Annotated in this window: 10 protein-coding genes; 5 read left to right on the top strand and 5 right to left on the bottom strand. The window is 64.2% G+C overall.

What is annotated here, in order from left to right; translation table 11 throughout:
* Positions 1-51 precede the first annotated feature (51 nt).
* Positions 52-1,185 carry a chromate efflux transporter gene (gene chrA, locus B5T_RS16065; RefSeq protein ID WP_014995578.1) on the top strand — a complete coding sequence of 378 codons (1,134 nt, stop codon included), beginning with the start codon at positions 52-54 and terminating at the stop codon, positions 1,183-1,185.
* Here chrA and B5T_RS16060 read toward each other — a convergent pair.
* On the bottom strand, positions 1,172-2,701 hold the full coding sequence (locus tag B5T_RS16060; protein WP_014995577.1) for a hypothetical protein: 1,530 nt from the start codon (positions 2,699-2,701) through the stop codon (positions 1,172-1,174). The two genes, chrA and B5T_RS16060, sit on opposite strands and share 14 nt — an antisense overlap.
* Before the next feature lie 157 nt (positions 2,702-2,858).
* Here B5T_RS16060 and B5T_RS16055 point away from each other — a divergent pair, with 157 nt between their 5' ends.
* Together B5T_RS16055 and B5T_RS16050 are read left to right on the top strand one after the other, a co-directional pair.
* A complete protein-coding gene (locus B5T_RS16055; RefSeq protein ID WP_014995576.1) occupies positions 2,859-3,521 on the top strand; it encodes a TetR/AcrR family transcriptional regulator in 663 nt (220 codons plus the stop codon).
* Positions 3,518-5,209 carry an acyl-CoA dehydrogenase family protein gene (locus B5T_RS16050; protein WP_014995575.1) on the top strand — a complete coding sequence of 564 codons (1,692 nt, stop codon included), beginning with the start codon at positions 3,518-3,520 and terminating at the stop codon, positions 5,207-5,209. The genes B5T_RS16055 and B5T_RS16050 overlap by 4 nt, the downstream gene beginning before the upstream one ends.
* A gap of 298 nt (positions 5,210-5,507) precedes the next feature.
* On the opposite strand, the gene B5T_RS16045 is transcribed toward B5T_RS16050, so the two are convergent.
* Positions 5,508-6,248 carry a ParA family protein gene (locus B5T_RS16045; RefSeq protein WP_041717084.1) on the bottom strand — a complete coding sequence of 247 codons (741 nt, stop codon included), beginning with the start codon at positions 6,246-6,248 and terminating at the stop codon, positions 5,508-5,510.
* Between the two features lie 380 nt (positions 6,249-6,628).
* Here B5T_RS16045 and B5T_RS16040 point away from each other — a divergent pair, with 380 nt between their 5' ends.
* Positions 6,629-7,627: a DUF4062 domain-containing protein gene (locus tag B5T_RS16040; RefSeq protein WP_014995573.1), complete on the top strand. Its 999-nt coding sequence runs from the start codon at positions 6,629-6,631 to the stop codon at positions 7,625-7,627.
* Between the two features lie 6 nt (positions 7,628-7,633).
* Here the strand turns inward: B5T_RS16040 and B5T_RS16035 are convergent, their stop codons facing one another.
* Positions 7,634-9,349, bottom strand: a complete 1,716-nt coding sequence (locus B5T_RS16035) for a proline--tRNA ligase (protein ID WP_014995572.1) — start codon at positions 9,347-9,349, stop codon at positions 7,634-7,636.
* 180 nt (positions 9,350-9,529) lie between these two features.
* Here B5T_RS16035 and B5T_RS16030 point away from each other — a divergent pair, with 180 nt between their 5' ends.
* Positions 9,530-9,943, top strand: coding sequence for a PaaI family thioesterase (locus B5T_RS16030; protein ID WP_014995571.1), 414 nt, complete (start codon positions 9,530-9,532; stop codon positions 9,941-9,943).
* Here B5T_RS16030 and B5T_RS16025 read toward each other — a convergent pair.
* Positions 9,936-13,379 (bottom strand): translocation/assembly module TamB domain-containing protein, encoded by a 3,444-nt coding sequence (locus B5T_RS16025; protein WP_014995570.1) that lies wholly within the window; start codon positions 13,377-13,379, stop codon positions 9,936-9,938. The two genes, B5T_RS16030 and B5T_RS16025, sit on opposite strands and share 8 nt — an antisense overlap.
* Positions 13,380-13,399: 20 nt before the next feature.
* The gene (locus B5T_RS16020) at positions 13,400-15,175 is read right to left on the bottom strand and encodes an autotransporter assembly complex protein TamA (protein ID WP_014995569.1); all 1,776 of its coding nucleotides are present in this window, start codon (positions 15,173-15,175) and stop codon (positions 13,400-13,402) included.
* Positions 15,176-15,309 lie beyond the last annotated feature (134 nt).

Genomic DNA, 15,309 nt, shown 5'->3' with positions numbered 1-15,309 from the left:
CGCACAATCCGGCGCGACTGTGACAAAACCGTGACGGGGAACAAAACGACAATGCAGGCATGGCGGGTTTTTCGTGAATTTTTTCTGTTGGGCTGGATCAGCTTCGGTGGTCCGGCGGCGCATGTGGGGTATTTCCACCGCCGTTTCGTCACCTCCCTGGGCTGGCTGGACGAGGACGAGTTCGCCCGTCTGCTGGCGTTGACCCAGTTTCTCCCCGGTCCGGCCTCCAGCCAGTTGGGGTTCGCCATCGGCCGCCATCACGCCGGGCTGGCCGGGGCGGTGGCGGCGTTCCTCGGTTTTACCCTGCCGTCGTTCGTGATCATGGTATTGGTGGCCCTGTTCGCCGCCCAGTGGGCCGGCGACGGGTTGGATGGTGTGGTGCGGGGGCTGAAATGGCTGGCCGTGGTGGTGGTGGCCGACGCGGTCTGGAACATGGGACGCCGCTTTTGTCCCGATACCCTGACCCGGGGACTGGCACTGGCCACGGCGGTGTCGCTGTGGTGGTGGCCGGGCATCGTCACGCAACTGCTGGCCTTGCTGCTGGCGGCGGCGATCGGCGCCGGCCGGCTCAAGCGTACCGTGGAGTCGGTGCTGGAAAGCGGCGCCATCAGGGTGCGCCCGCTGGCGCTGTTCGTCGGGTTCTGGCTGTTGTTCACGCTGGTTGGAGGCCTGTGGCTGCTGCGGGACTTCTACAGTGCCGGCGCCCTGGTGTTCGGCGGCGGCCATGTGGTGTTGCCGTTGCTGCAGGGCTTCGTCGGTGACCGCGTCGGTACCGACGCCTTTCTGACCGGCTACGCCGCCGCCCAGGCGGTACCCGGCCCGATGTTTTCCCTGGCCGCCTATCTGGGCGCGCTGCTGATGCCAGCGGCGCCCTGGTCCGGCGCGGCTTTGGCCACGGTGGCGATTTTCCTGCCCGGCTTTCTGTTGGTATGGGCACTGGCCGACGCCTGGCGCGGTCTGGCCGGCCGCCCGGCCATGGCCGGCGCGATCGCCGGCGTCAACGCCGCCGTGGTGGGACTGCTGCTGGCCGCCCTCTACGACCCGGTTTTTCGCTCGGCGGTGGCCGGTGGAGGAGACTTGGCGATGGTGGTGGTGGGTTTTTTGTTATTACGGTCGGGAAAAGTGCCGTTGCTCTGGTTGGTCGTGGGTATGGCGTTGCTGGGATGGGCTGTCACGGCTTTTTGAGGGCGGCGTTCTGAAAAAAGGGTCGCCAAGCGGTTTCGTTGTTGATCGCGGGAATCGCCTTTTTCAAGGCCGCCAGATCAAGTTGTTTGAACCAGGCCGCCGCTTCCTGGCACTCCGGCAGGCTGTTGGAGTTGACATCGAACAGCAAGCTCAATTCCTGATGTTCGTTTATCCGGGTGATGGGCAAATGGTAACGGCTGTTGCAAGTGCTCCGCCGCGGGTTGATGCGCAGTTTCAAGGCCGGGCCGGCCGTCGCCACCGTCTTGCCATATTCTTCTTCGGCGGGGGCATGGGGCCAGATGTCCTGGAGAGCCGGTGGATTGGCGCTTTCCCAACGTAGAAGAAAGATCTGTATGGACGCCGCCCCCTCTTGATCGAAGGAAAAAAAGTCAAGCCTCCATGGATGATCCGGCGACGTCATACGGTTTGATCTTCCGTGAAATAAATCGGCGTCGGGATTGAAGAAAGGGTCCAGCCGCTGCCCGAGAAAGCCCACGAATTCCGCATAGTCTTTTGGCGTCATAGTGGAGTCCATGGAGGGGATATACTCGCCTGAAAGCAACTGCATGGAGAGATCTTCCGTCCCCAGCTGTTTGATGATCCCGATAAAATCACTGGCTACCTGAGTATCGGGTGTTTCCGCCCTGGCATGGATATAAGTGTCGCCAATATCGCGTTCGGCCTGAATAAAATAGTAGCCGTTTGCCTCTCGGGCGATGTGGATGTCGTGTCCGAGGTTTTGGTGATCGGGGTGAATGGAGAAAAAGTTTTTTGCCACTTTCCGTCGTTGGTATTTATCTTCGTTGGTGGTGGCAAAGAGGGTCATTTGGTGGGCTTTGACATCGGTTCCACGCCGCTGCCAAACCTTGAACGCGATGGCATCGGACGCCGCTTCGGGATACCTGAGAACATAATTCTCTGGCAGCTTCAACGACAGCATGCCCTCGTGGGAGGTCTGCCATGTTGGCGTCACCTTGGCCTGGGCGAGCTGCTGGAATACTTCTTGCGTCCGGTTTCGCGCGTCCCGCCACTCGGCCTGGATGCGCAGGAGTTCGGGGTTGTCTGGCTCGACCGGGACGAGTTTCAGTGCCTGGATACCGTTTATGTCGGTAGCGAGGTTGTCCTTGCTTCGCTCTTTCAGCGCATCGAGGTCACTCTCGTCCTTGATGTCCGGATAGCTATTACCGAATAAGCCTTCTTCCTGAATAAAGCGAACCGAGCCGTCCGTCTCGGCAACATACTCCTTGCCATGACCACGCAGCGGGAGGGCCTCTTTTTTGAACGGCACCATCAAATAGCTGCGCAGTTTGGTCCCGTCCGGCCCATAGAGCCGCATTACCGGCAACAGGCGGTCAACCTCGGCCCAGGTGACCTCGGCATAGGAGTCAAACTTGGAGTTGATGGGCTGAGGGAAGTAGGTCCCCCCGGGCACATCACGGGTGATGGTAAGGGCAAGAACCACAGTGATCGGGATCAGCAACAGGATCGAGGCAAGGACCAAAAGGATGCGTTTCATGGTTGTGGTGATGTCCGACCCGTCTGCTTTTCTTAACTCTACTATAACAATCTGAATGGTATCGAGAGAGGGCGTGTTCCCCCACCCCACCCCCTCCCTTGCCTCAAACCCGGAACCATGATTCAATTCTTTAAAAGTAGGAATCAGGATTCCGATCATGGCATACCGGGAAACCGCTCAGGTGCGGGCGCGTAAGGCGGCGCAGCGGGAGAATTTGCTGCAGACCGCCGAGAGGCTGGTGCGGGAAGGGGGCTTCGCCGCCATGACCATGCAGGCGGTGGCGGAACGCGCCGGCGTTGGCGTCGGCACGCTGTATCGCTATTTCGACAACAAGGCGACCCTGGCGGCGGAAGTGTTCCGTGTCGCCACCGAGCGGGAAGTGGACGCCGTGGCGCGGGCACTGTCCGGGCCGGGCGGCGCCGGCGCCCGTCTGGAGCAGGCGTTGCGGGTGTTCGCCGGCCGTGCCATGGCGGCGCCCAAGCTGGCCTGGGCGCTGATCGCCGAACCGGTGGAGCCGGAGGTGGATGCCGAGCGTCTGCATTATCGGGCCACCTATGCGGCGCTGTATCGGGATGTATTGGATCACGGCGTGGCCAGTGGCGAGCTGCCGCCCCAGGCCACCGCTCCCAGCGCCGCGGCGCTGGTGGGGGCGGTGGCCGAAGCTCTGGTGGGGCCACTGGCGGCGCCGCTGGCGGATGCCGCCCTGCCGGATCAGATGGTGGCCTTCTGCCTGCGGGCGGTGGGCGCCACGCCATCGCAATCGAGACAACCACAACAAAACACCACCACAGGCGCCGTTGGCGCTGGAGGTCAATCATGAATGCTCAACACGATGCTTTGAATGTGGAAGCCCTGGCCGACACCCATGAGGTGTTCAACCAGTCCGGCGATCTGCAGGATTACAACGCCTATGACACCGACAATGCCCTGCGTGAAGCGGTGCGCCGCCACGGGGCGGGCTGGGCGGAACCGGCATTGTCCGCCCACGGTGCCAGGACCGGCAGTGCCGAGGTGATCGAGTGGGGCTTTCTGGCCAACGAAAACAAACCGCAATTCTTCTCTCATGACCGTCACGGTTACCGGGTGGATGAGGTGAAATATCACCCGGCCTATCACAACCTGATGGCGTTAGGGCTGGAGAGCGGCATCCATTCCGCGCCCTGGACCGATCCCAAGCCCGGCGCCCATGTGGCCCGGGCGGCGCGCAGCTACCTGCAGGCCCAGGCGGAAGCGGGCCATGGCTGCCCGCTGACCATGACCTTCGCGGCGGTGCCCTCGATCCGGCTGACCCCGTCCCTGGCGGAGGAATGGCTGCCGAAGATCCTCAACAACGGTTATGACCCGCGCAATGTGCCGCACTATGAAAAGCAATCCCTGACCATCGGCATGGGCATGACCGAGAAGCAGGGCGGTTCCGATGTGCGTGCCAATACCACGCGCGCTTATGCGATCGGCGCTGGCGGCCCCGGCGAGGCCTACGAACTGATTGGCCATAAGTGGTTCACCTCCGCGCCCATGTGCGACGCCTTCCTGGTACTGGCGCAGACGGACGACGGCCTGAGCTGTTTTCTGGTGCCGCGCTGGCGGCCGGACGGCAGCAAGAACCCGATTCAGGTGCAGCGCCTGAAAAACAAGGTGGGGAACGTCTCCAACGCCTCCTCCGAGATCGAGCTGCGCGGAGCCCTGGGCTGGATGGTTGGCGAGGAAGGGCGCGGCGTGCCGGCGATCATTGAGATGGTGGCGATGACCCGCTTCGACTGCATGATCGGCTCTTCGGCGGGGCAGCGTCAGGCGGTGGCGCAGGCGGTCAATCACGCCAGCGGCCGGGCCGCGTTCGGCAAAACGCTGATTGACCAGCCGCTGATGCGCAACGTACTCGCCGACCTGCAATTGGAAGTGGAAGGCTCCCTGGCCATCGCCATGCGCATGGGGGAGGCGCTGGACAACACCGCGTTGGACAGCGACAACGAACATGAACAGCTGCTGTTGCGGTTGGGGCTGCCGGCGGGTAAGTACTGGATCTGCAAGCGCACCCCGTTCCATGCCTACGAGGCCATGGAATGTCTGGGCGGCAACGGCGCCATCGAGGAGTTCATGATGGCGCGTTTGTACCGGGAAGCGCCGATCAACGCGATCTGGGAAGGGTCCGGTAATGTGCAGGCGCTGGATATGCTGCGCGCTCTGGCGAAGACGCCCAAAGTACTGGACGTGTGGTTCACGGAACTGGGCCGGGCGGCCGGCGCCGACAGTCGTCTGGACCAGGCCGTGACCGCGTTGAAAGGTGAGTTCTCCGATATGGCGGATGCGGAATACCGTGCCCGCGACATCGTCGACCGTCTGTCGCTGACCATGCAGGCCAGTCAGTTGGTGGCCGCTGGCAACAGCGCCGTGGCGGAGGCTTTCATCGCCTCCCGTCTGGGTGAGCACGGTGATCGCAACTACGGCACCCTGCCGCGTGGTCTGGATCTGGATACGATCCTGCAACGGGCCGATCCCTGGAACGAATAGGCCGACATTGGAGACATGAAGTCAGATGTGGGTTGGGGGGAGTTCTTTGCCAGGTAAGGAGGGCCGGCGGGCAGCGTTTCAGGACGTGGGAGAAGCACGGTCCTGGAACGCTGCCCGCCGGCCCTCCACGAGCTCTGCAACCGTCCGGTTCGATTTGCCACCTGGCTTTGTTTGACGCCGCCGCAGGAGCTAGCCCTGCTGACCAACCAGGTCCCCCAGCGTTGGGGAATTCGCTTGCAAGGCAAGCTCTTACAGTAGCTTCGCAGCCCCTTCCGTGGGAGGCTGCTTTGCTCCCCGCTCAGAGCTTGATGCGATCCAGCAGTTCGAACCACAGCGCCCGGTAGGCGTGGGCGGCCGGAGTGTGCGGGGCGAATTCCGCCACCGGTGCGCGGTGATCGCCCATCTGCTCCACATGGGTGGAGTAGGGGATCCAGGTCTGCAGGCCGTTACGCATGATCGGCGGCCGCTTCACCAGCAAATCCAGATGCAGGGCCCGGCGCCGGTCCACCATGTTGTAGAACGGGATCAGCTCCAGGTTCTTGAGCTTCTTGCTGTCCAGCCAATCGCGCACCTGTTCCAGCGCGCGCAGGGAAAGGTGCGTCGGGATCACCGGCACCACCAGGTAGTCGGCGGCGGAGAAAATACTCTCGGCCACCGGGCTCAGGGTGGGCGGGCAATCCAGCAGCATTAACTCGTAGCTTTCGCCGAACGGTGCCACCAACTGTCGCAGTTGGCCGCGCCCGGTCTCCGCCAGTTTCAGGTCGGCATTGCGCAGGCTGAGGTCAGAGGGAATGGCTTCCAGCAGCGGCCAGCGGGTTTCCCGCTTCAGGTTGCCCATGGGCTGCTTGCCCTTGAGCACCGCGCCCGCCTTGTAGCCGGCGCCATCGTCGACACCGAGATAGAAACTGGCGGCGCCCTGCGGGTCCAGGTCCCAGAGCAGGGTACGGTGTTTCCAGCGGGCCGCGTGCCAGGCCACATTGATGGCCGTGGTGGTCTTGCCCACCCCTCCTTTCAGATTATAAAAGGCGATGGTTCGCATGATCGGCACAGTTAGTGATGGACGGTGTCCGGCAGGCTAGCACGAACCGGCCGGTGTGTCCCGCCATGACTGTCGTGGGCCTGCTGTTGTGGAGAGGTTCCTTGTCGGGTGTTCGCGCAGGGGCTTTAATCGGTGCTAGGGTCGCCGATACCAGGAGGTACGGTGGGGGTCGGGGCCTTTTGCCGGCTCTCCACGAACTCTGAAACCGTTCGCTTCGAATCACTCTCCGGGTTACGAAGTCGCTGTGGGAGGTTGCTTTAGCAGCGAATGAGCGCGCGTGGGCACAAACGGGCTGCTTACAGCCGTGGGGTGGCAGGGGTTGAGGGGCGATATTGTCAGGGGGCACAGGGAAAGCGATGGGGTCGCAAGGAAACACGCTGATGGAAAAACGCCATCCGGTTTTTCTCAGCACCGGGTATCCGGATCCACTGGGGGTGCGCCAGAAGGTGCTGGCGCCGCTGTTGAATCAGGCGCTGATGCCTTTGGGGATGACGGCGTTGGATGACGGCGCCGATCACATGCCGCTGGCGCAGCGTCTGATCGACGACAGTGACTATGTGGTGTTGGTTCTGGGCGGGCTTTACGGCGCTCTGTCACCGCTGGGGCTGAGCCAGATGCACCGTGAGTTCGTCTATGCCGCCACCAAGCGCAAGCCGGTGCTGGCGTTCATTCACGAAGCGCCGTCGCTGTTGCCGGAAGTGGCCCGGGAAGGGTCCCGTGAGGGGGCCGTGCGGCGTGACGATTTCGCCCGTCTGCTGCAGGGCAAGACCCGTTGCCATACCTGGCGCGAGCCGGCGGATCTGGTGGATCGGTTGGCGCGGGTGTTGCCGGATTGGCTGCGAACCCATCCGGCGGCGGGCTGGGTCCGGCCCGGCACCGCCGGCGGTACCGAGGACGCGGTTCTGCGCCGGCGGCTGGCGGCCCTGGAAGCGGAGCGCGAACGCTGGCTGACGGATCAACGGCCGGCGGCGCTGGCCCGTGGCGGCGATCCGGTGGAACTGGAATACAGTTGCGCGGTGTATCAGGGCGGCGCCTGCAAGTTGGCGCGGGGGCGCAGTCGTTGGCAATGGGACGCGGTATTCGGTTCGCTGGCGCCGAAGATGCTGGAAGGCGCCAGTGAGGCGGTGTTGCGCAAGACGCTGGAACAGGCGCTGGCGCGGCGGGCGCTGGAGGAATTGAAACCCCGTTTCCCGGAGGCCCACGCGGTGCGCAATGTGACGCTGGCGGAGCCGGTGCTGCAGCAGATCAAGGTGCAGTTACGGGCGTTGGGGTTGATCCGTCACGATGAGAGAGGTGCCGGGGCGGGTTGCTGGCGGCTCACCGCCACGGGCGACGCCGCCATGACCCAGCTGCTGGCGCGGCGGCGCGAAGGGGGCTAGGCGCGGTCAACGCCCGGCCAGCTTTTCCTTGAGCACGTCCACCACCTGATCCAGCGGCAGGTCCTCGTTGTCCTCGGCACCCCGGCGTTTGTATTCCAGTACCCCGCGGTCCAGTCCTTTTTCCGCCACCAGGATACGGTGGGGAATGCCGAGCAGTTCGGAGTCGCTGAATTTCACGCCCACCCGTTCTTTCTCGCGGTCGTCGTAAAGTACCTCAATGCCGGCTTCGGTGAGGGTCTGGTAGAGCTGCTCGGCGGTGTCTTTTTCGCGCGGGCTCTTCTTCGGGTTGAGCGGCATCAATACCACCTGGAACGGGGCGATGGCCTCGGGCCAGATGATGCCACGCTCGTCGTGATTCTGCTCAATGGCGGCGGCCACGATGCGGCTGACGCCGATGCCGTAGCAACCCATCGGCATGGTCACCGCCTTGCCGTTTTCGTCCAGCACAGTGGCGTTGAGCGCTTCGGAATATTTGGTGCCGAGCTGGAAGATGTGACCCACTTCGATGCCGCGTTTGATCACCAGGGTCCCCTGGCCATCCGGGCTCGGGTCGCCGGTCACCACATTACGCAGGTCGGCCACTTCCGGCAGCGCCACATCGCGCTCCCAGTTGATATTGAAATAGTGCTTGCCGTCCTGGTTGGCGCCGGCGCCGAAGTCGCTCATCTTCGCCACGGTGCGGTCGACGATGCAGGGAATGGGCAGATTCACCGGACCCAGGGAGCCGGGACCGGCGCCGATGGCGGCGCGGATTTCCGCTTCCTCGGCGAAGGCCAGCGGCGCCGCCACCGCCTCTAGTTTTTCCGCTTTGACATCGTTCAGCTCATGGTCGCCACGGACCAGCAGGGCCACCAGCCCGCCTTCCGACCCTTTCACCACCAGGGTCTTCACGGTCTTCTCGATGGGCAGGTCGAATTGCGCCACCAGTTGCTCGATGGTTTTGGCGTCAGGGGTGTCCACCAATGTCATTTCAGCGCCGGGAGCCGGCCGCTCGCCGGCGGGGGCCAGCGCTTCGGCCAGTTCCACGTTGGCGGCGTAGTCGGAGATGTCGGAGAACGCGATGTCGTCCTCGCCGGAGGCCGCCAGGACATGGAACTCATGGCTGGCGGCGCCGCCGATGGAGCCGGTGTCCGCTTCCACCGGGCGGTAGTCCAGCCCCAGGCGATCGAAGATCGCGCAGTAGGCGCGGTGCATGTGCTGATAGGTCTCGGCCAGCGATTCCATGTTCAGGTGGAAGGAGTAGGCGTCCTTCATGGTGAACTCCCGCGAGCGCATGACGCCGAAGCGCGGGCGGATCTCGTCGCGGAATTTGGTCTGGATCTGATAGAAGTTGAGCGGCAGCTGTTTGTAGCTGTGAATTTCGTTGCGCGCCAGATCGGTGATCACTTCCTCATGAGTGGGGCCCAGGCAGAAGCCGTTGTCGTGGCGGTCGGTGATGCGCAGCAATTCGGGGCCGTAGGCGCTGTCGCGGCCGGATTCCTGCCACAGCTCGATCGGCTGCACCACCGGCATCAGTACTTCCTGGGCGCCGGCCCGTTCCATTTCCTCGCGCACGATCCGTTCCACCTTGCGCAGCACGCGCAGGCCGCTGGGCAGCCAGGTGTAGAGGCCGGACGCCAGCTTGCGGATTATGCCCGCGCGCAGCATCAACTGGTGACTGATGACCACCGCGTCGGCGGGGGTTTCCTTGACGGTGGCAAGCAAATAACGGGAGGTACGCATAATTTGTACGAATCCGGATCCAATGAAAGGCGATTGACGGTGCCGAAGCGTTAAGTGGGCTATTCTACATAGTCGGCCCGGCGCTGACACCGGTACGCTTCCCGTCAAAGCGGGCCTCTGGCACTATCTACCCCTCTATTCATCTGCCAATCGCCTACTGAAGAAAGAAGGAAAACAACCGTGCTGAGCGCGCAGGAAGTACAGACCATCATGTACAACGGCTTGCCTTCGGCGGCCGATACCGCTTTGCAGGTGGAGTGGGTGGAAGGGAACCGGGCGCGGGTGCGTTACCCGTTCCAGCCGTCCATGATCCGCCCCGGCGGCACCATTTCCGGCCCGACCATGATGGGGCTGGCGGATTCCGCCATGTACGCGGTGATTCTGGGCCGGCTCGGGGCGCTGGAAATGGCGGTGACGCAAAACCTGAATATCAACTTTCTCAGCAAGCCGGCGCCGGTGGACATGATTGCCGACGCCGAGATCATCCGGCTGGGACGGCGCTCGGCGGTACTGGAAGTGCGTCTCTACAGCGTCGACAGCGATGACATGGTGGCCCATGTCACCGGCATCTACGCACTGCCGGCGCCTACCTGAACTCCTTCTCCCAGATCAGATCGAGGGCCTGGTTCTTGCTGCTGGACTGGGCTTCCAGGTGCAGTTGCCGGGTCAGGGTGTAGCGCAGCATCACCGTGGAGATGGCATCGAAGATACCCACGGCGTAGGTCAGGTACAGGCGCTCGGAGATTTGTTTGCCGAGCATCAGCGCGGCGTCCTCGGCGCCACCCCAGTCGCTGCCGATAGTGACTTCATCCAGACCGAGGGTTTCACTGAGCTTGCGTGTCACGCCACTGCCCTGCAGGCCGTAGATCGCCAGTGCCTGGGCCACCATGGCGGCATCGCTTTGATTGGCGTTGCTGAGCCCGCGGCCGGTGAGCAGGTAGGACATCGCCTCGCTCTCCTCCAGGGTCGGATTGGAAAAGATCAGCGCTTTCGGCTGCTGCAGGGTGCCGCTGAGACGTACCCCCACCACCAGGTTTTCACTGGGAATCTTGCGGATGGCGAGGATATCCAGACCCGGATTCTCCGGCGGTCCCTGGAACATCAGACGGCCGTTGTCGATGGCCAGATTCTGGCCGTAGGCGCGGTAACGGCCCTCCTTGATGGTCAGGTTGCCGTTGAGCTGGGCCGGCTGATCCACCTGCTGACTCACTCGCAGATCGCCGCCCAGGGTGGCGGTGAGGCCGAAGCCCTCGAAGCTGACCTTGTCGCCCAACACCACGTCCACCGACATGGCGAAGGGCAGCGGCGCGCGGTCCTCGGTTTCGGCGTCGATAATCACCTGGTCGGCGCTGACCGACACCGCGCTCTCCGGTAGCTCGCGGGGTTCCAGGTGGGCCTCGGGCACGGTCAGGGTACCGTCCAGGGTAAGGTCCTGGCCGTTGCCCTGGAGTCGCAGGGCCGGACTGACCCAGACCTTGGCATCCGGGCGGTTGGCCACCTGCAGGCGTTCGCCGTCGATGTTGAGCGTGACCGCCAGCGGCGATACCTGCGGACGCCACTCGCCGTCCAGGGTGAGGGTGCCTTCGCCGAACCGGGCGCGCCCATCCAGGCGCAGCCCGGCGGCATCGCCGGCGGCGGTAAAGGTGATCTCCTCCATGGCGATCCCCAGTTCCGGCACACTGGCGCGGCCGCCGGTGAGATCGATCTGGCCGTTTAGCCGTGGCGTGTCCTGCGTGCCACTGAGGTTCAATTGGCCACGGACGGCGCCGTTCAACTCGCCGATTTGCGGGATCAAGGCGGCGAAGTCATCGAGTTTGGGAATATCCAGACGCAGCCGGCCGTCAATCGGCGCCGCCGCGCTCAGGCGAGTATTCAGCTCCGCGTCCAGGGAGCCGTGTCCGGCCACCACCAGGGCCAGTTGGCTGGCCAGATGCCCTTGTTCGAGGGTGCCGTCGAGACGGGCGGTATCCAGGTCGAAGACATGGTCCTGTCCCACATCGCGTACGGTCAGCCGGGTGTGGTCGGCGCTCAGGGTCCATTCCCCGTTGGCGGCGGCCAGGGTGCCGGAGAAACGGCTGTCCAGGTTGACCTCTCCGGCCAGGCTGAGTTGATCGCCGAGCCAGGGATTCAACAGCGTCAGCGGCAAGCGGGCGAGCCAGGCTTCGGCGTTGAAGCGGCCACCGTCGCCATGCTCACCGCCTAGGCAAAGACGGCCCTCGCCACTTTGGCGCTGCAGGCACAGTGTTTCCAATTGCTGCCGGGCGGCGCTGACGCTGAAGGGCGTCGGCGTATCCAGCGCCCAGTGGCCGGCACGTGGTTCACCGAGCCGCCACTGTTCGACCCGGCCGTGCCAGCGCCAGTCCTGACTTAGCGCCGCCTGCAGAGCGAGTTCCATCTCGGCGGCATCCTGGTGGGCGGCGAGTGTCACCCGGTGATTCGAACGGGTGCCCTGAACCGCCAGCGTCAATTGCTCCAGGCGCTGGTCCGCGCCCTGACTCACCGGGCCCAGGGTCATGGTCAGGCTTTGCTGGCCGTTGCCGGGCGTGAGGTTGTTGAAGCGGGCATCGAGACGGGGCAGGCGCCAATCCTCCCAGGCCAGTTGCTGGCCGCCCAGTTCACCGCTGAGCAGCGGGTTTTCCAGCGTGCCGGCCAGCCGCCAGCGCAGATCGAGGGCGCCGCGGGCCTGACCCTGCCACGCTGACAAATCCGCCACCGCGGCGGTTCCCGCCAGCGCCAACTGTTCCCCCACCTTGCCTTCGGCGGTGATCCGGTCCCGGCCCCAGCGGCCATTCAGCGTCAGGCTCAGATCGCCGCCGGCGGGCTGGCTGGCCTTGCCGGTCAGCGCCACCGGTTTCTTTTGCAGGGTGCCGGTGAGTGACAAGGGTTCGACGCTGACGCGCCAATCGTCATCACGCCAATGCCCTTTGCTTTGGGCTCGCAGGGTCAGATTGCCGGGCCAGTCCGGTGCCACCAGCGCCGGGTTGAGGGCGTCGCCGTTAACGTTGAGGTCCCAGGCCAGCCCGTCCTGATAGGACAGACTGCCGGTGGCGCTGACGCGCTGGCCGGCGCCTTCCAGATGCAGCTGCTTCAAGGCCAGGGATTGGGTGCTGGCGGTGGCGTCCAGATTCAGCGTGAGCGGATGGCCGTCCGCTTCCAGGTCGGCATCGCCTTGGATGTGGAGGGCGTCGAGGGTGCCCACGGTGGTCAGTTTGCCGGCGCCCAGTTGCACTGGTACCGGAGTGTCCACGGGTAGCGCCTGGGCCGGCCATTCATGGATCAGATCCAGACTCAGGGTCTGGTCCCGCCAGGCGAGGCTGCCGTTACTGCTCAACGTCAGCGGCGCGCTGAGGTCGTGGCTGATGTTCAGTTTGTTCAGGTCGCCACGAAAAATCAGGCGGCCACCCAGTTGCGGCGTGACCTCGTCTCCCGCGGCGGGGCGGCGCCAGAGCAGATCGCCCTGGGCCGGAAAGGGCGCGTGCAGGTTACCGGAGAGGCTGGCGTCCAGACGGGTGTCGGCCACGGTGAGCGCGATTCGGGGCAGGTTCAGGCGTTGCCAGGCGGCCCACTGCTGCCCTTCCAGATCTTGCAGTTGCAGGTCGGTGGCGCCTTCCAGAATCAGCTCGTTCAGCGAGAAGGTATCGATGCGCACACCCAGGGGCAGGGCAATGCTTTCGGGCAGGGTGAACGGTGTGTTATCCGGTGCCTGATCCGGCGGCGATGGCGGCACATACACCCGCACCCGGTCGGCATGCAGTTCGCCCAGGTACAGCCAGCCGCGCAGCGCCTCCAGCGGCACCAGCGAGAGGCGCAACTGGTGAAGGTCCACCACCAGCTCATCCTGGCGGTACTGCAAATGCGCCACTTGCGCGCCGCCGAGCAGGTTACCTTGCCAGTCCTCAATAGTGAGTTCGCCGGGCAATACCGGTTTGACCCGTTCCAGCACCCACAGATTTCCGGCGCGGGAAGCAAGCAGCCCGTAGACGCCGGCGATCAACAACAGCGGCAGCAGGATCACAACCAGAAGAGCCATTCTTAACCAGCGCCAGCGCTTCACAGGTCCGGCCCCATGCTCAGGTGCAACCGCCAGGTGTCGCCGCCGCCGAGGCCGCGGGCCAGGTCCAGACGGATCGGTCCCAGCGGCGAGCGCCAGCGCGCGCCGAAGCCGGCGCTGCGTTCCACGTCGTAGTCGTTGAAGTCATTAAAGGCGTTGCCGGCGTCGGAGAACACCGCCAGGCTCCATTGCCGGCTGATCGGGTGATCGTATTCGACACTGGTCACCAGCAGGTGGCGACCACCGATGATCTCGTCATCATCATTGGTGGGCCCCAGGGATTCGTAGGCGAAGCCGCGTACGCTGGAGTCACCACCGGCGAAAAACCGCAACGAGGCGGGCAGGTTGCGGACGTTGTCGATCTCGGTGTAACCCACCTCGGCACGGGTCAGGATGCGGCCCTTGCCCAGCGGCAGGACCAACTTGGCCCAGCTGTCCGCCTGTACGAAGCTGGACGACGACGCCATCGACTCATGGGCGCCGCGCACCTTGACCCCCAGCCGCCAGCCCCAGCGCGGGTAGATCGGATCATCGGCGTGGACGCGGCTGAGCTGGATGCCGGGCATGATCAGTTCAATGTGCTCGGCCTGGTCGGCTACGTCGAAGTTCTCTTGCAGGTATTCCAGCGAGGTGGTGACCACCCACTTCGACGGTAACTCACGAATGTAGTCGACCCCGGTGCTGAGGGTTTCGCTTTCGCGGGTGTCGGTGATTTCGTTCAGGTAGCGGGTGTGCAGATCCAGCCGTTCGGTATTGGGATCGCGCATGGGGATCTGATAGCTGGCGCCGATCCCCTGACGCAGGTCGGACAGTTCGGTTTCCGCCCGGGCGCGATGACCGGCGCTGTTGACGCGCCGATTCTCGATCCCCAATCGCAGTCGCGGGCCGGTATCGGTGCTGACCCCGACACCGGTGAGCAGCGCCCAGCGGTTGCGCACGGTCAGATTGATACCGACATCGATGGTTTTGCTGTCGGCGTTGACCTGGCTGCGCTCCAACCGTGCGGCGCTGAAATAACTGGTGCCCATATAAGCCTGCTGGGTTGCCAGCAAACGCTCGTTATTGAATGGCTCGCCGCTGGCGAAACGCAGGTAGGCGTTGACCAGGCGCGAGTCCAGCGGGACCTCGTTGATGGTGACCTCACCCACGCTGTAGCGCGGGCCGCTGTCCACCACCATGACCACCTTGGCCCGATGCCGGGCGCGGTCCACTTCCAGGCGATGGGTGGACAGGCTGCCCTCGGCGTAGCCGCGATCAATCAGCAATTGCTGCAGCCGCCGTTTCAGTGCCTCGTAGCGGTCATGGCGCAATGGATCGCCGGGGGACAGGCTGGCCTTGTCGATGGCGTTCTGAAAGGCGGGATCCTGCTGCGCCTCGCCATTGAAAGTGATCGACAGGGTTTCCACCGTGGTGTGAGGCCCGGGGGTGACGGTGAGTGTAACGCCGAAGCAGGCGTCGTCGGTGGCGTCCTGCCATTGCGGCACGATGTCCGGCTGGTAATACCCCAGGGCCTGCATCGCTTCTTCTGACCGGTTGCGAACCTGGCGCAGAATCAACGCCTTCTGGCCGGGGCCCGGCTGGCAGGCGGCATCGTCCAGACCCACCAGCACGCGCACATTGTCGCGCACCTCATCATGCAGATCGCCCTTGATGGTCAGCACCGGCTCTTTGTCCGCCGCCCGTGCCTGAGCGTTGACGGTAACAGCCAGCACCAGGGGCAGTCCGGAGAGCAGGGCGCGGAGCGCCAGGGGCCGGCGGCGGCGTTCGGTCCTCATAGCACAATGACAACTCGGCGGTCAGACAACGGGCAACCGGTTTGGCCGTGGTTGGGGCAAGGCGTGCGCGTAACGGCATCCCGGTGGTGGAAAGCTCTATCCCTGATCATGACGATGCGACTTCGGTTTCGCCC

This window comes from Alloalcanivorax dieselolei B5 (genome assembly GCF_000300005.1).
GTDB classification, from domain to species: domain Bacteria; phylum Pseudomonadota; class Gammaproteobacteria; order Pseudomonadales; family Alcanivoracaceae; genus Alloalcanivorax; species Alloalcanivorax dieselolei.
This window is presented reverse-complemented; position numbering and strand designations above follow the sequence as displayed.